Raw genomic sequence first — 17,091 nt, 5'->3', positions numbered from 1 at the left:
TTCGGGATCAGGCGTAGGCCCTGTTTGCCGCCGCACACCTGCTCAGTGACGCAGGTGACGCATGCGCAGCCCGAGCAGCACCATGGCGCCGGCGTAGGCACCGATACCGCCGCCCACCAGCAGGCACAGCTCCCAGGCGCGACGTTGCCAGCCCCAGGCGAACCACTCGACCGAGGGAGCATTCAGCCACCAGACCAGCGCCGCCATCGCGGCGCAGCCGGCGAGCAGGCGCAGACCGAACAGCCCCCAGCCCGGCCCGGGGCGGTACACGCCGGTCTTGTACAGCCCCCAGAACAGCAGCGCAGTGTTGAGCATCGACGACAGCGACGTGGCCAGCGCCAGGCCAACGTGCTGCAGCGGCCAGATCAGCACCAGGTTAAAGGCCATGTTCGCCAGCATGCAGTAGATGGCGATTCGCACCGGCGTCTTCAGGTCCTGGCGGGCGAAGAAGCCGGGCGCCAGCACCTTGATGAGCATGAAGGTGAGCACGCCCAGCGAATAGGCTTCCAGGGCGTTGGCCGACTGCACCACGTCGCGCTCGGTCATCTTGCCGTAGTGGAACAGGCTGGCGATCAGCGGCTCGGAAAGGATCGCCAAGGCCAGGGCCGCCGGCACGCCGACCAGCAGCACCATGCGCAGCGCCCAGTCGATGGTCGCCGAGAATGCCTTGGGATCGTCGCCGGCGTGCTGGCGTGACAGGCTGGGCAGAATCACCGTGCCGATGGCGATACCGAAGGCGCCCAGCGGCAGTTCCGACAGACGGTCGGCGTAGTACAGCCAGGACACACTGCCGGTCTGCAGGAACGAAGCCAGCACGGTGTCCAGCAGCAGGTTGATCTGGCTGACCGAAACGCCGAACAGCGCCGGCACCATCAGCCTCATGATCCGTTTCACCCCCTCGTCGTGGCGATTCGGCCGAGGGATGGGCAGCAGCTGGATGCGCGCCAGGAACGGCAACTGGAACAGCAGCTGGGCCAGGCCGGCGACGAACACGCCCCAGGCCAGGGCCATCACCGGCTGATCGAAATACGGGGTGAAAAACAGGGTGGCGCCGATCATGCACAGGTTGAGCAGCACCGGCGTGAAGGCCGGCACGGCGAAGCGCCCGTAGCTGTTGAGGATGCCGCCGCAGAAGGCGGTCAGCGAGATCAGCAGCAGATAGGGAAAGGTGATGGCCAACAGCTCGCCGGCCAGGGCGAGCTTTTCCGGTTCGCCCCGAAAGCCCGGGGCAAACAGCATGATCAGGTAGGGCGAGGTGACCACGCCGAGACCGGTGATCGCGGTGAGAGTCAGACCCAGGGTGCCGGCGACGCGATCGACCAGCTGCTTGACCTCGGCCAGGCTGCGCTGCGCCCGATACTCGGACAGCACCGGCACGAAGGCCTGGGCGAAGGCGCCCTCGGCGAAAAGGCGGCGCATGAAGTTGGGAATCTTGAAGGCGATGAAAAAGGCGTCCGCCGCCGGGCTTGAGCCGAAATAAGCCGCCACCACCATGTCGCGCACCATGCCCAGTACCCTGGAGAGCAGGGTCATCACGCTGACCACCGCGCTGGAACGCAACAAACCGCTTTTGGCCGACTCGCCGGACATGCTTTAATCCCCACCCCGCAAAGGTCGGCGAGTTTAAGCCAGCGCCAGCCCGTCCGACCAGCACCCCGCGGCCGCCAACGCCCCTTGACAATGCCAACCGGCATCGGCATGATTCGCGGCCTTATTTACTTGGTATCCCCAGTTTTCGAGGAGCTCGACGGTGGCCAACTCCCCCTCCGCCAAAAAACGTGCCAAACAGGCTGAGAAGCGCCGCAGCCACAACGCCAGCCTGCGCTCGATGGTGCGTACCTACATCAAGAACGTAGTCAAGGCTATCGACGCCAAAGACCTGGCCAAGGCTCAGACCGCCTACACCCTGGCTGTGCCGGTGATCGACCGTATGGCCGACAAGGGCATCATCCACAAGAACAAAGCTGCTCGTCACAAGAGCCGCCTGAACGGCCACATCAAGGCCCTCGCTCAGGCTTAAGCTTCTGTTCCGACAAAGAACCGGCTGCGGCCGGTTTTTTGTTGCCCGCAGAAAAGTCCCGCCCCTTGCCAGCGGGACCCCATCCCTCCCCTACTGCGCCTCCCTGCCCAGCGAGACGGCGGCATCCGCCCGGCAGCGCGCGGTACGCCAGGCGACCAGCGTCGCACCGGCGGCACAGACCAGCATGACCAGCGCCATCGGTCGCGCCGTGCCATCGTGCAACGCACCGACCAATGCTGCCGCCAGCGCGGCGATGCCGAACTGCAGGCTGCCGAGCAACGCCGAGGCGCTGCCGGCATGCGTGCCCTGTCCGGCCATCGCGCAGGCCGACGTGTTCGGCATCACCAGGCCGAGGGTCGCGATGCAAGCGAACAGCGGCGGCAGCAGCGGCCACAGCACCGCCGGCTGCAACGCGGCAACGACGAACAGCGCCAGCGCGGCACATAAATAGAAGGCCACCGCGCGCGGCACCCAGAAATCCGGCCCCCGCCGGCGCAGCAGGCGCGAATTGAACTGGGCCACCAGGATGAATCCGGCGGCGTTGCTGCCGAACAGCCAGCCGTACTGCTGCGCCGGCACACCGTAGAGGTCGATGAACACGAACGGCGAGCCGGCGATGTAGGCGAACATCGCGGCAATCGACAGACCGCCGGTCAGTGCATGACCGAGGAACACCCGATCGGCCAGCAGCAGCCGGTATTGCAGCAGGGCTCCCGCCAACGGCGCCGGAGGCGCGTCCTGCGGGCGGGTTTCCGGCAGATAGCGGCAGACCAGCAACAGACAGAGCGCGGCGAACAGCCCCAGGCTGACGAAGATCGCCTGCCAGCCCACATGCGCCAACAGCAGGCCGCCAGCGAAGGGAGCCAGGATCGGCGCCAGCCCCATCACCAGTACCAGGCGGGAGAACACCCGCGCCGAGGCGACGGGATCGCACAGATCGCGCACCACCGCCCTCGAAACCACCATCCCCGCACATCCACCCAACGCCTGCACGAAGCGCGCGACCACCAGCCATTCCAGACTCGGCGCCAGGCTGCAAGCCAGCGAGGCCAGGGCGAACAGGGCAATGCCGAACTGCAGGGGCCGGCGCCGACCGAAGCGGTCGGCCAGCGGGCCGTAGAGCAACTGGCCGGCGGCCAGGCCGACGAAATAGGCCGCCAGGCTGAGCTGCACATGCTCTACATCGGTAGCAAAGAAGCGAGCCAGCGCCGGAAAGGCCGGCAGGTAGAAGTCGATCGCCAGCGGCGCGAACGCCGTCAAGGCGCCAAGGATCAGCAGGATGGGCAGGGACATCGTCACTCCGCGGACAGGATCAGGCGCCGCCGGACGTGCGCCACTACGCCGTCATTTTTAGATACATTCACCCACGTTTGTAAATACGTCCGCGATAATTAGCCTGTCTGCTGCCTGCGACATTGCCCTCCGCTGCCGAGATTCCAGATGCGCCGCACCAAAGAAGAAGCCGAACAGACCCGCTGCGAACTGCTCGCCGCCGCCGAACGCCTGTTTCTCGAACAGGGCGTGGCCCATACCTCCCTCGAACAGATCGCCCGTGCCGCCGGGGTGACCCGCGGGGCGCTCTACTGGCACTTCGAGAACAAGGCACATCTGTTCCACGCCATGCTCGAACAGGTGCGCCTGCCCACCGAGCAACTGGTCGCCCAGCTGGCCGCCTCCAGCGTGCCCGATCCCCTGCTGACCCTGCGCGAGCTGTGCGTCCAGGCCATGACCAGCCTGGCGGAGAATCCGCAGAAGCGGCGGATCTTCACCATCCTCCTGCACCGCTGCGAATTCACCGACGAATTGCGCCATGCCCAGGAGCGCCACGAGGCCTTCGTCAATCAGTTCATCGAAGTGTGCACCCAACTGTTCGCCCAGGCGGACCGCCAGCAGCGGCTGCGGCCCGGGCAGTCGCCGCGCCTGGCCGCCCTCGCCCTGCACGGCCTGATCATCGGCATGTTCAGCGACTGGCTGCGCGATCCGCGGCTGTTCGATGCCAAGGACGACGCCCCGCTGATGATCGATGCCCTGCTGTGTGGCCTGGTGCGCGACTGGTCCTGCCCTGCCAGGCACTGAGCGAGGACTTTGCACGGGACGTTCGCACGACTGTAACCGGCGCAGGGTAAATAGCTGCCATCGATTCACGGAGCAGCGCCATGTCGACCCTCACCGAACTCGCCAAGCAGATCGCCGAGCTCTATCCGCTCAAGGACAAGACCGCCGGCAAGCGCTATCGCATCGTCAGCGAGCTCGCCGGCCTCACCGAACTGGAGGAAGTCAGCGGTCAGCCTCGCTACATCCCGACCCGGGCACTGCAGGACGACAGCGTCTGGGATCTCGCCGGCTGAGGTGCGACCTCAGCGCGGCGCTCTGCCGAGTGCACGAAGATCGAGCGTGCCGCTGTCGCTGAAGCGCCCGCTGCCCAAGGGCGCCCCGCCCAGCTTGCCGCGCAGCACATAGGGAAGGCGGTCCAGCCGTTCATGCTCCGCCAGCCCCAGCGCCTGATGCAGCGCCGCGAAGGCCGAGATGCTCACCGGCACCACCAGCAAGACCTCGCCAAACCCCGGCACGCTGCCATGCTGATCGCTGACCCCGCTGGCCAGCGCCCGCTCGTTGACCCGCAGCTCTACGGCCACTCCCTCGTAGGACAGCGCGCCATCGTTGGGATTCTGCAGGCGCAGCTTGAGAGCGAAGCGCATCTCCAGCCCCTCTCCCGGCAAGGGATCGGCACCGACCACATGGATATTGAGCGGGTCGCGCCCGCCCAAAGCGGCACAGCCCGTCAATGCAAGCAGCAGCAGGCCCGCCAGCAGCGGTCGCAGACAGCGGATGAGCAGCGGAACGGCGACGGCAGACATGACTCACTCCTCTCGGGCGGCGGACAAGCCCATGGCAGGCACAAGTATCACTCCCTCCTGGCCGCCCTGCCCGCAACCAGTGCACAGCGCAAGGCCGAGGCCACTCCAGACGACGCCACACCTGCACCCAAAATGGTCACACCCATGGTCTAGACTGACCCAGCGCAAACGAACCGCACATAGGCGCGCTCGACCAGGCTCGCCATGCCCGGAAAAAGACCACACGCGAACAAGTGGCATTCGATTTGCTTTTGCTTTGTCGTGCACTGTCAGGTTTCAGACAACACCACTAAGCCAGCACGAGGAAGAACCATGGCTATCGCAATCAGCTGGACTGCCGACTTCGAGACGGGTATCGACATCATTGACGAGCAACACAAGCGGATCTTCGAATATCTCAAGGAGATCGACCAGGCCATCGCCCAGCGCTCCGTCGAGCCGATCGAGAAGGTCATCCGTTCGCTCATCGACTATGCCATCTCCCACAATACCTTCGAGGAGAGCCTGATGGAGAAGGCGGGCTACCCGATGCTGCAGCCCCATCACGACGTGCATGAGCGCTTCAAGGAGCGCGCGCACGCCTACCTCACCCGCTTCGACAACGGCGAAGACCCGATCCGCCTGGCCCGCGAAGTGCGCGGCGACATCGGCCTGTGGCTGACCAACCACATCCGCTGCGAAGACAAACACTACGTCAACTACGTCAAGCGCGACCTGGAAGGCGGTTTCGTGGCGCGAATGATCAACAAATTCTTTGGCTGAAAGATGCAGGCGAGCGCCCACCCGACCGTCAGGGTTTCCGCCGGGTCGAGGAATGCAGCCGGAAATGGCCATCACAGAAAGCATAAAGCCCCGGATTCCGGGGCTTTATGTCAGGGATTGGTGGAGCCGGGGGGATTTGAACCCCCGTCCGCCAGCTCTCCGCTATCGGTTCTACATGCTTAGCCATCTCTACTGAGTTAACTCCGCGCGGCCCGAGTGGCAGGGCGCTTGGAGCGAGCTGCATAAGTTTTAGCCGTTACACCTGCAGCGTGCTTGGCGGCGATCCTGTTCTATCTGACAGACCAAATCTTCGGGTTTACAGGCATCCCCTAGGGTCTGCTGGCGCCCTTAGGCGGCCAGAGCGTAGTTGTCGTCGTTGGCAACTATGAATTTGTAACAGCGAATTTACGAGTTCTGTTACCAGCTCGGCATGCCCCTCAAGTTTTGTAACCGGCGTCGAATCCTGATCGGCCCCTGGGTACTTCTGCTTGCAAGGTCAGCGCACAGTGTACGGCAAAGGTTTCCTGCGGCCAAGTCTGCGGTAGAGTAGCCCGGACCGCCAGCCAGCCATGGGGGCGGGCCATAGCGGGAAGCCATAGATAGAAACGATTGAGCTGATGCTCTCAATCAATTACGCCTACCCCGCTGACCGGGGTAGGATTCTTCCCGTAAACCAGCTTTCAACCCTGAAGGAGTTCAGTGAATGTCCCTCATCAACACCCAGGTCCAACCGTTCAAGGTCAACGCTTTCCACAACGGCAAGTTCATCGAGATCACCGAAGCTGACCTGAAAGGCAAGTGGTCGGTACTGATCTTCATGCCGGCAGCCTTCACCTTCAACTGCCCGACCGAGATCGAAGACGCCGCCGAAAACTACGCCGAATTCCAGCAGGCCGGTGCCGAGGTGTACATCGTCACCACCGACACCCACTTCTCCCACAAGGTCTGGCACGAAACCTCGCCGGCCGTCGGCAAGGCCAAGTTCCCGCTGATCGGTGATCCGACCCACGTGCTGACCAACGCCTTCGGCGTGCACATTCCGGAAGAAGGCCTGGCCCTGCGCGGCACCTTCGTCATCAACCCGGAAGGCGTGATCAAGACCCTGGAGATCCACTCCAACGAGATCGCCCGCGACGTCAGCGAGACCCTGCGCAAGCTGAAGGCCGCCCAGTACACCGCCGCTCACCCGGGCCAGGTTTGCCCGGCCAAGTGGAAGGAAGGCGCCGAGACCCTGACCCCGTCCCTGGACCTGGTCGGCAAGATCTAAGCAACCTCCGGGTTGCCGCGCAGCGAGGGTCGCAACCCGGCCCCCTGCGCTCGAATGCCCGGGTGCGATCCGCCCGGGCATTTTCATATCCGAATTTCGCAGAGGAATATCGTCACCATGCTGGACGCCAACCTGAAAACCCAGTTGCAGGCCTACCTCGAGAAAGTCACCCAGCCGTTCGAGATCGTCGCCTCCCTGGACGACAGCGCCAAGGCCGCCGAGATGCTCGCCCTGCTCCAGGACATCGTCGGCCTGAGCGACAAGATCGCCCTGGCCACCGACGGCACCGACAGCCGCAAGCCGTCGTTCAGCTTCCGCCGCGACGGCCAGGAGCTCGGCATCCGCTTCGCCGGCCTGCCGATGGGCCACGAGTTCACCTCGCTGGTGCTCGCCCTGCTGCAGGTCGGCGGCTACCCGCCCAAGGTCTCCGACGAGGTGATCGCCCAGATCCAGGCGCTGCCCGGCGAATTCCGCTTCGAAACCTACTTCTCGCTGTCCTGCCAGAACTGCCCGGACGTGGTGCAGGCGCTGAACCTGATGGCGGTGCTCAACCCCAATATCCAGCATGTAGCCATCGACGGCGCGCTGTTCCAGGCCGAGGTCGAGGCCCGGCAGATCATGGCGGTGCCGAGCATCTACCTCAACGGCGAGCCGTTCGGTAGCGGCCGCATGGGCGTCGAGGAGATCCTCGCCAAGCTGGACACCAGCAGCGGCGCGCGCGAGGCCGAGAAGCTCAACGGCAAGACCGCCTTCGACGTGCTGGTGGTCGGCGGCGGCCCGGCCGGCGCCGCGGCGGCCATCTACGCCGCGCGCAAGGGCATCCGCACCGGCGTCGCCGCCGAGCGCTTCGGCGGCCAGGTGCTCGACACCCTGGCGATCGAGAACTTCATCTCGGTGCAGGAGACCGAAGGACCGAAGCTGGCCCGCGCCCTAGAAGAGCACGTGCGCCAGTACGAGGTCGACATCCTCAACCTGCAGCGCGCCAGCGCGCTGATCCCGGCCGAGACCGGCGACGGCCTGCACACCGTGCAGTTCGCCAACGGCGGTGAGCTCAAGGCCAAGACGGTGATCCTCGCCACCGGCGCGCGCTGGCGCGAGATGAACGTGCCGGGCGAGCAGGAGTACCGCGGACGCGGCGTGGCCTACTGCCCGCACTGCGACGGCCCGCTGTTCAAGGGCAAGCGCGTGGCGGTGATCGGCGGCGGCAACTCCGGGGTCGAGGCGGCCATCGACCTGGCCGGCATCGTCGAGCACGTCACCCTGCTGGAGTTCGGCGAGCAGCTGCGTGCCGACGCGGTGCTGCAGAGCAAGCTGCGCAGCCTGGCCAACGTGACCATCATCACCCTGGCGCAGACCACCGAGGTGACCGGCGACGGCCAGAAGGTCACCGGCCTAATCTATCAGGACCGCCACAACGACGAGGTGCATCGGGTCGAGCTGGCGGGCATCTTCGTGCAGATCGGCCTGCTGCCCAACAGCGACTGGCTCAAGGGCACCGTGGAGCTGACCCGCTTCGGCGAGATCGTGGTCGACGCCAGGGGCCAGACCAGCGTGCCGGGGGTGTTCGCCGCGGGCGACGTGACCACCGTGCCGTACAAGCAGATCGTCATCGCCGTCGGCGAGGGGGCCAAGGCTTCGCTGAGCGCCTTCGACCACCTGATCCGCCAGGGCTGAGCACGCTGCCGTCCCACGAGCGCCGCACCGTCCTGCCGGAGGGTGCGGCGTTCTGCCGTCTACGGGGTGGATGCGGCGTCCTGAGGGGTGCGCAGTGCCACGTTGAGGTTGTCGACCACTACCGCCCAGTCGGCGTCCTCGAGGATTTCCTCGCGCAGGAAGGCCGCCTGCGCCGGCGTCCAGAAGCTCGCATCGGCGAGCTTCACATCTTCAGGCAACGGTGCGTGGCGCGCGATGAAGGCCTTGATCGAGTCGTTGTCATTGGGCAGGCCCAGTTGCTCGAACAACTTATGGAAGGGATGGATCGGCTGCTCCATGGAATCCTCCGGCAATACTTGCGCGTGATTGGGGACAGCCCCAAGTATTGTCCAGCCCGGCCGAGCCTGCAGCAGACAACGGCCGGCGCGCCGCTCAGCTCACGCCCAGGGTCACCGCCGCCAACACGGCGTAGCGCGCGCCCTTGGCCAGGGTGACGCACAGCAGCACCACCCACACCGACTCGCGCATCACGCCGGCCACCACGGTCAGGGGGTCGCCGACCACCGGTAGCCAACTCAGCAGCAGCGACCAGCGGCCGTGGCGCAGGTACCAGCCACGGGCACGTTCGAGGTGCTGTTCGCGCACCGGAAACCAGCGCCGGTGACGGAAGCGATCGATATACAGGCCGAGGAGCCAGTTGAGCAGCGAGCCGAGCACGTTGCCGGCGGTCGCCACCGCCAGCAGGGTCAACACCGGATGCTCGGCGAGCAGCAGGCCGACCAGCAGCGCCTCGGACTGCAGCGGCAGCAGGCTGGCGGCTCCGAAGGCGGCGCAGAACAGGCCGAAATAGACGGGAAGATCGGGCATGGTGGCGTGGCGGCCCCGCGGACGGAGAGCCGGTTACGCTTCCTCGTCGCGAATGGTGGAGTAGTCGAAGCCGTAGACATCGCTGAACCACACCGGGCTGCCCTCGGCCATGCCGCCGTAGGTGATGCGCAGGGCCAGCAGATGGGCGCCGTAGCCCAGGTCGGCGAGGCGGCGCGGGAACAGGTCGCGATAGAAGCTGCTGGCCTCCTCGTACTCCTCGCCGACACGGGCCTCCTCCGGGAAGCGCAGGTCCAGTTCGGCATCGAAGCGCGCGAAGCGTGCGGAGAAGTCGGCCGATGCGTAGACGAACTCGTCCTCCTCGCCGCCGAAGACGAAGGCCAGGTGCTCGCAGGGGGTTTCCAGATACTCGTCGTCCTGCTCGACGAACTGCTGCTGGCCGCAGATCGGGCAATGCACCTGGGGCGGCTGCAAGCCGAACGGCTGCTCGATGGAAACGTAACCCACCTGACCGATGGACGCGGAAGCGTTGTCCTGCATGAAATCCTCGCTGAATCGACCCCAAACGAAACGGGGCGACCGATAAGGCGCCCCGTGGGTGATGCAAGTGTAAGGGCTCGCGCCGCGCTGCGGGCGGAAAATCGTCGCCGGGCGCCTTCAGGCGAGGCGGCAGCGCTGGCGCAGGACTAGAAACCGCCGCCCAGCGCTTCCCGGGCCTGCGGGCAGTAGAGCTGGTACAGGGTGCCGAGCAGCACCACCATCCTCGGCTCGGCGATCGAGTAGAACATGCGCTTGCCGTCGCGGCGGGTCTGCACCAGGCCCTCGTTGCGCAGCACCGCCAGCTGCTGAGACAGGCTCGGCTGGCGCAGGCCGAGGATCTCCTCCAGTTCGCCGACCGAAAGCTCGCCCTGGCTCAACTGGCAGAGCAGCAGCAGGCGATCCGGATTGCCGAGGGTGCGCAGCACGGCCGCGGCTTCGGCGGCGGCGGCACGCATCAGGCGCATGTCGAGGTCGGCTTGGGCTTCGGTCATGACGGGAAGATTCCTTGGATCGCGGGAGGGTGAGCGCCGGAGCGACAGTATCGCCCGAAGCGGCCACCAGCGTCACGGGCGCGCCTGTCGCACCCATCCACCAAAAGGACGGACGTGGCTCAGCCGCCGGTGGCGTTCATGAAGCGCAGCACCTGCACCTCGCCGCTGCTGGCGAACTCGTGACGCAGCGGCTTGCGCTGCAGCGCCGCCTCGATGGCCTCGCGCAACGGGCGGTCCTCGCCGGGATAGCGGCGCACCAGGCCGCGCAGGTCCAGGGAATTCTCGTGGCCGAGACATAGCAGCAAGCGCCCCTCGGCGGTCAGGCGCAGACGGTTGCAGCTCGAGCAGAAGTTGTGCGAGTGCGGGGAGATGAAACCGACGCGGGTTTGCGGATGGCCCTCCAGGCGCACGTAGCGCGCCGGCCCACCGCTCTGTTCGGGACTGTCGAACAGGTTGTAGCGCTCGGCGATGCGGGCGCGCACCTCGTCGCTGGAGCAGAACGCCTCGCCGCGGTCGCGCCCCACCAGGCCCAGCGGCATCTCCTCGATGAAACTGATGTCCAGGCCGCGGGCCACGGCGAAGTCGACCAGCGCTGGCACCTCGTCGTCGTTGCGGCCCTTCATGATCACGCTGTTGAGCTTGATCCGCGCGAAGCCCGCCGCGCGCGCCGCCTCGATGCCGTCCAGTACCTGGGCCAGCTCGCCGGTGCGGGTGATCGCGCGGAATTTGCCGGGGTCCAGACTGTCGAGGCTGATGTTCAGGCGCTTGACCCCGGCCTCGATCAGGGGACGGGCGAGCTTGCCGAGCTGCGAGCCGTTGCTGGTCATCACCAGCTCGCGCAGGCCGGGCAGTTCGGCGATCTGTTGGCACAGCTCGACGATGCCGCGGCGCACCAGCGGCTCGCCGCCGGTCAGGCGGATCTTCTTCACGCCCAGGCCGACGAACACCCGGGCGATGCGCACGATCTCCTCGAAGCCGAGCACCTGCTGGCGCGGCAGGAAGGTCATGTCCTCGGCCATGCAATAGACACAGCGAAAATCGCAGCGATCCGTCACCGACAGGCGCAGGTAGTCGATCTTGCGACCATGGCCGTCCAGCAGCATGGCGTCGTTCATCTCGGGTGGCTCCTCATGCCCGCGGGGCGGATGGTCGCGCAGGATGCAAGGAGCGCACCAGCGCGACGGCAAGGACGCAGTGGCGCCCTCGCTGACTAGTTAAGCATGCCGCCTGCAGGCGACCGTCACCAGCAACGACGCGAACCGCACCAAAATGCGGCATGCCCTGCCCTGCATAGCCATCGATGCACCATTGCGATGCACGACCTGGCGCTCGACTCACTCCCAGCGCCGGGCCGCCGCCTGGTCGCTGTCGCGGCCGTCGACCCAGTGCGCACCCTCGGGCGTGTCCTCGCGCTTCCAGAACGGCGCGCGGGTCTTCAGGTAATCCATGATGAAGTTGCAGGCATCGAAGGCCGCCTGGCGGTGGGCGCTGGCGGTGCCGACGAAAACGATCGGCTCGCCCGGCAACAGTTGGCCGACGCGGTGGACGATCTCCACACCGAGCAGCGACCAGCGCGCGTGCGCCTGGGCGACGATGCCGGCGAGCGCCTTTTCGGTCATCCCCGGATAGTACTCGAGGGTCATCGCCGCCACCGGATTGCCGTCGTTGTAGTCGCGCACGTAGCCGACGAAGCCGACCACCGCGCCGATGCCGGCGTTGGCGGCGTGCAGCGCCTCGAGCTCGACGCCGGGCCGGAACGCCTCGTGCTGGACGCGAATCGCCATGTCAGCCCCCGGTCACCGGCGGGAAGAAGGCCACCTCGTCGCCGTCGGCGAGCGGCTCGGCGAGGCTGCACAGCTCCTGGTTGCGCGCGCACATCAGGCTCTGCTCGGCCAGCACCTGCCAGGCGCCGCCGCGCGCCAGCAGCCGGGCGCGCAGCGCCTCGAGGCTGTCCAGCTCGGCCGACCACGGCAGGCGCTCGCCCTCGCAGTCCAGCGCCTCGCGGTAGCGGGCGAAATAGAGCACCTCGATCATCAGGCCTCCTCCGCGCGATAGTCGCCGCTCTTGCCGCCGCTCTTCTCCAGCAGCCGCACGCGCTCGATGGTCATGCCGCGGTCCACCGCCTTGCACATGTCGTAGAGGGTCAGCGCGGTGACGCTGGCGGCAGTGAGCGCCTCCATCTCCACGCCGGTCTGCCCGGCCAGCTTGCAGCGCGCGACGATGCGCACGGCGTCGCTGCCCAGCGGCTCCAGCTCGACGCGGATACCGGTGAGCAGCAGCGGGTGGCACAGCGGGATCAATTCGTGGGTCTTCTTCGCCGCCATGATGCCGGCCACCCGCGCCACGGCGAACACGTCGCCCTTGGGGTGCCCGCCGCCGACGATCAGCGCCAGGGTATGCGGCTGCATGCGCACCAGCGCCTCGGCGCTGGCCTCGCGGGCGGTGGTGGCCTTGTCGGTGACGTCGACCATGTTGGCATGGCCCTTGGCGTCGAGGTGGGTCAGCACGGCGCTGGCTCCGGATGAAAGCGGGGCGGCTGGATCAGCAAGGGGCATGCCAGTCTTCTGCGCCTGCGTCCCAGAAGTCTCACCGGGCGCAAGGCGGGGTGCGGCGGCCATCAGCGCCTCGAGCGTATTCAGGTTGGCCAGTCGCGGGTCGTCCTGGGCGCAGCCCAGCACCTGGGCGTCGGCATTCACCAAAAAGCGCTGCGGACTGCGCTCGCCGGCCTGCCAGGCGCGTTCCAGCTCGCCCTGCAGGCTGCGCGGAATCAGGCAGAACAGCGGTTCGAGCTGGTTGCCGCGACGTAGCATCAACGGCCGCTGCGGGTCGCAGGCCGCCTGGTGGCGCATCGCCGAGAGCAGGTCGTCGTCGATCTGCGGCGCATCGCAGGGCAGCACCAGCAGCCAGTCGTGGCGCATCGCGGCGAGGCCGGCGCGGATGCCGGCCAGCGGACCGGGAAAGTCGTCGCCTTCGTCGGTCACCAGACGGTCGGCCCAGGGTGCGTAGCTCTCGGCGTTGCGATTGCAGGAAATGATCAGGTCGTCGGTGATCGGCTGCACCCGCTCGCTCATGGTGGCGATCAGCGGACGCCCGGCGAACTCCACCAGCCCCTTGTCCATCCCGCCCATGCGCCGCCCGCGCCCGCCGGCGAGCAGCAGCACGGAACAGGGTGGCAGATCAACGACGGCGGACATGGCGACTCTCCAGACTAAAGTATTGCCACGATGGTACACGGTCGGGCTCACGCCGCCAGCCAACGCGTTCACTGGTTGCGACCAGGACCGGCACCAGCAGCGTCTTTTCCCCGGCGACTCGGCGCACCGACCGGCCGGCCGGCTCAGCCTTCCGGCTGTTCCAGCGCGGTGACCAGCACCTTGAAGAAGCGCGCTGCTTCGCCGCCGGTGACCACGCGGTGATCGAAGGTCAGCGACAGCGGCATGATCGGATGCACCTCGACCTTGCCGGCGACCGCCACCGGCTCGTCGCGGATCTTGCCCGCGCCGATGATCGCCACCTGGGGCGGCACCACCACGGGGCTGGCGTAGCGACCGAACAGGGTGCCGAAGTTGGACAGGGTGACGGTCGCGCCCATCATGTCCTTGGGCGGGATCGAACGCGCCTTGACCGCCTCGCGCATGCGCCGCATGCCCTCGCGCAGGTCGTCGGCGGTGCGCCCGCCGACGTTGTGGAGGACCGGCACGAACAGTCCGTCCGGGGTGTCCACGGCGATGCCCAGGTCGAGGTGGTCGTGCTGGCGGATCGCCATGGCCTTGCCGTCGAACCATACGTTGAGCCCCGGCTCGGCCTTGCAGGCGGCGGCGATGGCCTGGGCCAGGCGTACCAGCGGATCGCGCGCCTCCGGCCAGCGGCTGAGGTCGGCGTCCTCGACCAGCATCACCGGCACCACCTCGGCATGGGCGCGGGCCATGTTCAGCGCCATGCTGCGCCGCACGCCGCGCAGGCGCTCGCCGCCGAAGCTGGTGCGCACGCTCTCGGCTGCCGCCTCGACATCGGCGCGGGTGATCAGGCCGTCGGCGCCGCTGCCGCTCAGCCCGGCCAGTTCGACGCCGAGCTGGCGGGCCAGCTGGCGCACCGCCGGAGTGGCGCGCGGCGCCAGGTGCTCGCGGGTCGAGGGCGCGGCGCCGACGAAGAAGCTGTCGCCCGCCCCGCCCTCGCCGGCTTCCAGCTTGCCGACCACCGTACCGGTGTCCTCGCCCTCGCCCTCGTAGGCGAGCAGCGGCTCGCCGACGTGGAGGATGTCGCCCTCGACGCCGTAGGTCTTGGCCACCACGCCGTCGTAGGGGGCGGGGATGTCGACGATGGCCTTGGCGGTCTCCACCGAGACCAGCAACTGGTCGGCCTTGACGGTGTCGCCGGGCTTGACGTGCCACTGGACGATTTCCGCCTCCTGCAGGCCTTCGCCGAGGTCGGGCAGCTTGAAGTGTTTCATCTTCTGTTCCCCTGTTTCTCTCCGGCCTGCGGCGGCCGGGGCGGGTTCGACCGTAGGGCGGACAAGGCACCGCCTCGTCCACCGGTAGGCATGGCGGTGAAGAATCGCTGCGCGTTCTCCACCCTGGCGATTACCGTTTCTCAGGCGTAGTTCAACACCGCGTCGCAGGCCGCCAGGATGTCGCCGGCATCCGGCAGGTAGTACGGCTCCAGGCGGTAGAGCGGCGGCGGGATGTCCGGCGCGGTGACGCGCTGGATCGGCGCGTGGAGGTCGAGCAGGGCGCGCTCGTACAGGCTGGCGGCGATCTCGGCGCCCACCCCGCAGGTCTTCGGCGCCTCGTGGACGATCACGCAGCGCCCGGTCTTGCGCACCGAGGCCTCGAGGGTGTCGAGGTCCAGCGGCTTGATGCTGGCGACGTCGATCACCTCGGCGCTGATGCCGCGCTCGGCCAGCATGGCGGCGGCCTGCAGGGTCTCGTGCACGCTGGCGCCCCAGCTGACCAGGGTAAGATCGCTGCCTTCACGCAGGGTGAAGCAGCTGTCCAGCGGCAGGCGGCGCCCATCGTCCTCCAGCGGCTGCGGGTTCATCCGGTACAGGCGGGTCGGCTCGAGGAAGATCACCGGGTCGGGGTCGTCGATGGCCGCCAGCAACAGGCCGTAGGCGCGCGCCGGCGACGACGGGATCACCACGCGCAGGCCGGGGATGTGGGCGAACAGCGCCTCGACGGCCTCGCTGTGGTGCTCAGGAGCGCGGATGCCGGCGCCCATCGGCGAGCGCACCACCAGCGGGCAGGCCAGCCGGCCGCGGGTGCGGTTGCGCAGGCGCGCGGCGTGGCAGACCAGCTGATCCATGGCGGGATAGATGAAGCCGAGGAACTGGATCTCCATCACCGGCTTGAGGCCCTGGGCGGCCATGCCGATGGACAGGCCGGCGATCATGTTCTCGGCCAGCGGCGTGTCGATCACCCGCTTGAAGCCGAAGGCGTCGCGCAGACCGAGGGTGGCGCGGAACACGCCGCCGTTGACGCCGATGTCCTCGCCGAGCACCACCACGTCGTCGTCCTCGTGCATGGCACGGTGCAGGGCCAGGTTGACCGCCTCGAGCAGGGTGTACTTCTTATCATTCATGATCGGCTCCTCCCTCGCGGCGGGCGATGCGCTCGGCGAACTGCTCGCGCTGCTCGGCCAGCGCCGCCGGCCAGCTGGCGTAGAGGTGTTCGAACACCTCCTGGGGATCCTGCGCCGGGGTCGCCTCGTAGGCGTCGATGGCCTGCTGCAGCTCCGCCTGGCAGTCGGCCACCAGCGCCTGCTCGCGCTTCTCGTCCCACCAGCCGCGCTCGACCAGGAACTTCTGCAGGCGCTTGATGGGCTCTTCCTGCCAGGCCTGGTTGACTTCCTCGGCACTGCGATAGCGGGTGGCGTCGTCGGCCGTGGTGTGGTCGCACAGCCGGTAGGTGATGCACTCCAGTACCGTCGGCCCCTTGCCGTGGCGGGCGCGATCGATGGCCAGGCGCAGGCGCTCGACCACCGCGATGGCGTCGTTGCCGTCCACCTGCTCGCCGGGGAAGCCGCCACCGATCGCCTTCTGCGCCAGGGTCGGCGCGCCGCACTGGATGCGCCGCGGCACCGAGATGGCCCACTGGTTGTTGTTGACCACGAAGACCACCGGCAGCTGCCAGGTGCCAGCGACGTTGAGCGCCTCGAGGAAGTCGCCCTTGCTGGTGGCGCCGTCGCCGCAGGTGACCAGCGCCACCCGCGCCTCGCCGCGGATCTTGAACGCGGTGGCCACGCCGCAGGCGTGCAGGGCCTGGGTAGCGATGGGGACGCACAGCGGGAAGTCGGCGTGCGCCTGCGGTGCCTGGAAGCGACTGCCGCGCTCGTCGCCGCCCCAGTAGAACAGCATCTCGGTCATGCTCACCCCGCGCAGCAGCTGGGCGGCACTGTCGCGGTAGTAGGGCAGAAAGACATCGTCGGCGCGCAGCAGGGTGCCGATCGCCGCGCCCACCGCCTCCTGGCCGAGGCTGGAAGCGTAGGTGCCGATGCGGCCGGTGCGCTGCAGGGCGATGACCTTCTGGTCGAACAGGCGGGTGCGCTGCATGGCGCGGTACAGCCCGACCACGTGCGTGCTGTCCTCGACCCAGTCGGGGAGCGGGCCCAGCGGACGGCCCTCGGGGTCCAGATAACGGGTGTACGGCAGGTCGATACGTGAGTGCGGCATGGCTTCCT

Annotated in this window: 20 protein-coding genes, 1 other RNA gene and 1 pseudogene; 6 read left to right on the top strand and 16 right to left on the bottom strand. The window is 67.5% G+C overall.

What is annotated here, in order from left to right:
* Positions 1 to 42 precede the first annotated feature (42 nt).
* On the bottom strand, positions 43 to 1,590 hold the full coding sequence (gene murJ / locus LMJ29_RS01090) for a murein biosynthesis integral membrane protein MurJ (protein ID WP_229603097.1): 1,548 nt from the start codon (positions 1,588 to 1,590) through the stop codon (positions 43 to 45).
* A 160-nt stretch (positions 1,591 to 1,750) separates the two neighbouring features.
* Here murJ and rpsT point away from each other — a divergent pair, with 160 nt between their 5' ends.
* On the top strand, positions 1,751 to 2,020 hold the full coding sequence (rpsT, locus tag LMJ29_RS01085; RefSeq protein WP_090211787.1) for a 30S ribosomal protein S20: 270 nt from the start codon (positions 1,751 to 1,753) through the stop codon (positions 2,018 to 2,020).
* 90 nt (positions 2,021 to 2,110) lie between these two features.
* Here rpsT and LMJ29_RS01080 read toward each other — a convergent pair whose 3' ends face one another.
* Positions 2,111 to 3,313 (bottom strand): multidrug effflux MFS transporter, encoded by a 1,203-nt coding sequence (locus LMJ29_RS01080; RefSeq protein WP_229603095.1) that lies wholly within the window; start codon positions 3,311 to 3,313, stop codon positions 2,111 to 2,113.
* A gap of 147 nt (positions 3,314 to 3,460) precedes the next feature.
* Between LMJ29_RS01080 and LMJ29_RS01075 the strand changes: the two genes are divergently transcribed.
* Both LMJ29_RS01075 and LMJ29_RS01070 read left to right on the top strand, forming a co-directional pair.
* The gene (locus LMJ29_RS01075; RefSeq protein WP_229603093.1) at positions 3,461 to 4,096 is read left to right on the top strand and encodes a TetR family transcriptional regulator; all 636 of its coding nucleotides are present in this window, start codon (positions 3,461 to 3,463) and stop codon (positions 4,094 to 4,096) included.
* Between the two features lie 80 nt (positions 4,097 to 4,176).
* Positions 4,177 to 4,368, top strand: a complete 192-nt coding sequence (locus LMJ29_RS01070; protein WP_229603091.1) for a hypothetical protein — start codon at positions 4,177 to 4,179, stop codon at positions 4,366 to 4,368.
* Between the two features lie 9 nt (positions 4,369 to 4,377).
* Here the strand turns inward: LMJ29_RS01070 and LMJ29_RS01065 are convergent, their stop codons facing one another.
* Positions 4,378 to 4,878: an LEA type 2 family protein gene (locus LMJ29_RS01065; protein ID WP_377656075.1), complete on the bottom strand. Its 501-nt coding sequence runs from the start codon at positions 4,876 to 4,878 to the stop codon at positions 4,378 to 4,380.
* Positions 4,879 to 5,190: 312 nt separating this feature from the next.
* Here LMJ29_RS01065 and LMJ29_RS01060 point away from each other — a divergent pair, with 312 nt between their 5' ends.
* Positions 5,191 to 5,640, top strand: a complete 450-nt coding sequence (locus LMJ29_RS01060; RefSeq protein ID WP_229603089.1) for a bacteriohemerythrin — start codon at positions 5,191 to 5,193, stop codon at positions 5,638 to 5,640.
* Between the two features lie 118 nt (positions 5,641 to 5,758).
* Here LMJ29_RS01060 and ssrA read toward each other — a convergent pair.
* Positions 5,759 to 6,115, bottom strand: a transfer-messenger RNA (tmRNA) gene (gene ssrA / locus LMJ29_RS01055).
* Between the two features lie 228 nt (positions 6,116 to 6,343).
* On the opposite strand from ssrA, the gene ahpC reads away from it, so the two are divergent.
* Together ahpC and ahpF are read left to right on the top strand one after the other, a co-directional pair.
* Positions 6,344 to 6,907, top strand: coding sequence for an alkyl hydroperoxide reductase subunit C (gene ahpC, locus LMJ29_RS01050; protein ID WP_229603087.1), 564 nt, complete (start codon positions 6,344 to 6,346; stop codon positions 6,905 to 6,907).
* Positions 6,908 to 7,024: 117 nt separating this feature from the next.
* Positions 7,025 to 8,581, top strand: coding sequence for an alkyl hydroperoxide reductase subunit F (gene ahpF / locus LMJ29_RS01045; RefSeq protein WP_229603083.1), 1,557 nt, complete (start codon positions 7,025 to 7,027; stop codon positions 8,579 to 8,581).
* A gap of 59 nt (positions 8,582 to 8,640) precedes the next feature.
* On the opposite strand, the gene LMJ29_RS01040 is transcribed toward ahpF, so the two are convergent.
* The 12 genes and pseudogenes from LMJ29_RS01040 to pdhA form a co-directional block, all read right to left on the bottom strand.
* Positions 8,641 to 8,898 (bottom strand): DUF2789 domain-containing protein, encoded by a 258-nt coding sequence (locus LMJ29_RS01040; protein WP_229603080.1) that lies wholly within the window; start codon positions 8,896 to 8,898, stop codon positions 8,641 to 8,643.
* Between the two features lie 94 nt (positions 8,899 to 8,992).
* Positions 8,993 to 9,427, bottom strand: coding sequence for a YqaA family protein (locus LMJ29_RS01035; RefSeq protein ID WP_229603077.1), 435 nt, complete (start codon positions 9,425 to 9,427; stop codon positions 8,993 to 8,995).
* 33 nt (positions 9,428 to 9,460) lie between these two features.
* Entirely contained in the window at positions 9,461 to 9,925 is a 465-nt protein-coding gene (locus LMJ29_RS01030; protein ID WP_229603074.1) for a hypothetical protein, read from the bottom strand.
* Between the two features lie 146 nt (positions 9,926 to 10,071).
* Entirely contained in the window at positions 10,072 to 10,416 is a 345-nt protein-coding gene (locus LMJ29_RS01025) for an ArsR/SmtB family transcription factor (RefSeq protein ID WP_229603071.1), read from the bottom strand.
* A 119-nt stretch (positions 10,417 to 10,535) separates the two neighbouring features.
* A complete protein-coding gene (gene moaA, locus LMJ29_RS01020; RefSeq protein ID WP_377656149.1) occupies positions 10,536 to 11,519 on the bottom strand; it encodes a GTP 3',8-cyclase MoaA in 984 nt (327 codons plus the stop codon).
* Between the two features lie 231 nt (positions 11,520 to 11,750).
* On the bottom strand, positions 11,751 to 12,200 hold the full coding sequence (moaE, locus tag LMJ29_RS01015) for a molybdopterin synthase catalytic subunit MoaE (RefSeq protein WP_229603065.1): 450 nt from the start codon (positions 12,198 to 12,200) through the stop codon (positions 11,751 to 11,753).
* Between the two features lies 1 nt (position 12,201).
* Positions 12,202 to 12,450 (bottom strand): MoaD/ThiS family protein, encoded by a 249-nt coding sequence (locus tag LMJ29_RS01010; RefSeq protein WP_229603062.1) that lies wholly within the window; start codon positions 12,448 to 12,450, stop codon positions 12,202 to 12,204.
* Positions 12,450 to 12,923, bottom strand: coding sequence for a cyclic pyranopterin monophosphate synthase MoaC (gene moaC, locus LMJ29_RS01005; protein WP_229603373.1), 474 nt, complete (start codon positions 12,921 to 12,923; stop codon positions 12,450 to 12,452). The genes LMJ29_RS01010 and moaC overlap by 1 nt, the downstream gene beginning before the upstream one ends.
* 111 nt (positions 12,924 to 13,034) lie before the next feature.
* A pseudogene (gene mobA / locus LMJ29_RS01000) lies at positions 13,035 to 13,610 on the bottom strand (molybdenum cofactor guanylyltransferase MobA); the annotation flags it as partial.
* A gap of 143 nt (positions 13,611 to 13,753) precedes the next feature.
* The gene (locus LMJ29_RS00995; RefSeq protein WP_229603059.1) at positions 13,754 to 14,866 is read right to left on the bottom strand and encodes a dihydrolipoamide acetyltransferase family protein; all 1,113 of its coding nucleotides are present in this window, start codon (positions 14,864 to 14,866) and stop codon (positions 13,754 to 13,756) included.
* A 140-nt stretch (positions 14,867 to 15,006) separates the two neighbouring features.
* The gene (locus LMJ29_RS00990; RefSeq protein ID WP_229603057.1) at positions 15,007 to 15,993 is read right to left on the bottom strand and encodes an alpha-ketoacid dehydrogenase subunit beta; all 987 of its coding nucleotides are present in this window, start codon (positions 15,991 to 15,993) and stop codon (positions 15,007 to 15,009) included.
* Positions 15,986 to 17,083 (bottom strand): pyruvate dehydrogenase (acetyl-transferring) E1 component subunit alpha, encoded by a 1,098-nt coding sequence (pdhA, locus tag LMJ29_RS00985; RefSeq protein WP_229603055.1) that lies wholly within the window; start codon positions 17,081 to 17,083, stop codon positions 15,986 to 15,988. The genes LMJ29_RS00990 and pdhA overlap by 8 nt, the downstream gene beginning before the upstream one ends.
* Between the last annotated feature and the right edge of the window lie 8 nt (positions 17,084 to 17,091).

Origin of the sequence: Pseudomonas oryzagri (assembly GCF_020831405.1) — a bacterium.
Taxonomy (GTDB): domain Bacteria; phylum Pseudomonadota; class Gammaproteobacteria; order Pseudomonadales; family Pseudomonadaceae; genus Geopseudomonas; species Geopseudomonas oryzagri.
Note: the sequence above shows the minus strand (reverse complement) of the source record. Positions and strands in the feature narration are given on the sequence as shown.

Excerpts from the sequence above, each read along its gene's own strand:
- ahpC (WP_229603087.1), top strand. The coding sequence starts at position 6,344 with ATGTCCCTCATCAACACCCAGGTCCAACCGTTCAAGGTCAACGCTTTC.
- LMJ29_RS01075 (WP_229603093.1), top strand. The coding sequence starts at position 3,461 with ATGCGCCGCACCAAAGAAGAAGCCGAACAGACCCGCTGCGAACTGCTC.
- LMJ29_RS01060 (WP_229603089.1), top strand. The coding sequence starts at position 5,191 with ATGGCTATCGCAATCAGCTGGACTGCCGACTTCGAGACGGGTATCGAC.
- moaA (WP_377656149.1), bottom strand. The coding sequence starts at position 11,519 with ATGCTGCTGGACGGCCATGGTCGCAAGATCGACTACCTGCGCCTGTCG.
- LMJ29_RS01080 (WP_229603095.1), bottom strand. The coding sequence starts at position 3,313 with ATGTCCCTGCCCATCCTGCTGATCCTTGGCGCCTTGACGGCGTTCGCG.
- murJ (WP_229603097.1), bottom strand. The coding sequence starts at position 1,590 with ATGTCCGGCGAGTCGGCCAAAAGCGGTTTGTTGCGTTCCAGCGCGGTG.
- LMJ29_RS01010 (WP_229603062.1), bottom strand. The coding sequence starts at position 12,450 with ATGATCGAGGTGCTCTATTTCGCCCGCTACCGCGAGGCGCTGGACTGC.
- LMJ29_RS01025 (WP_229603071.1), bottom strand. The coding sequence starts at position 10,416 with ATGACCGAAGCCCAAGCCGACCTCGACATGCGCCTGATGCGTGCCGCC.
- ahpF (WP_229603083.1), top strand. The coding sequence starts at position 7,025 with ATGCTGGACGCCAACCTGAAAACCCAGTTGCAGGCCTACCTCGAGAAA.
- moaE (WP_229603065.1), bottom strand. The coding sequence starts at position 12,200 with ATGGCGATTCGCGTCCAGCACGAGGCGTTCCGGCCCGGCGTCGAGCTC.
- pdhA (WP_229603055.1), bottom strand. The coding sequence starts at position 17,083 with ATGCCGCACTCACGTATCGACCTGCCGTACACCCGTTATCTGGACCCC.
- LMJ29_RS01070 (WP_229603091.1), top strand. The coding sequence starts at position 4,177 with ATGTCGACCCTCACCGAACTCGCCAAGCAGATCGCCGAGCTCTATCCG.
- LMJ29_RS01030 (WP_229603074.1), bottom strand. The coding sequence starts at position 9,925 with ATGCAGGACAACGCTTCCGCGTCCATCGGTCAGGTGGGTTACGTTTCC.
- LMJ29_RS01040 (WP_229603080.1), bottom strand. The coding sequence starts at position 8,898 with ATGGAGCAGCCGATCCATCCCTTCCATAAGTTGTTCGAGCAACTGGGC.
- LMJ29_RS00995 (WP_229603059.1), bottom strand. The coding sequence starts at position 14,866 with ATGAAACACTTCAAGCTGCCCGACCTCGGCGAAGGCCTGCAGGAGGCG.
- LMJ29_RS01035 (WP_229603077.1), bottom strand. The coding sequence starts at position 9,427 with ATGCCCGATCTTCCCGTCTATTTCGGCCTGTTCTGCGCCGCCTTCGGA.
- LMJ29_RS00990 (WP_229603057.1), bottom strand. The coding sequence starts at position 15,993 with ATGAATGATAAGAAGTACACCCTGCTCGAGGCGGTCAACCTGGCCCTG.
- LMJ29_RS01065 (WP_377656075.1), bottom strand. The coding sequence starts at position 4,878 with ATGTCTGCCGTCGCCGTTCCGCTGCTCATCCGCTGTCTGCGACCGCTG.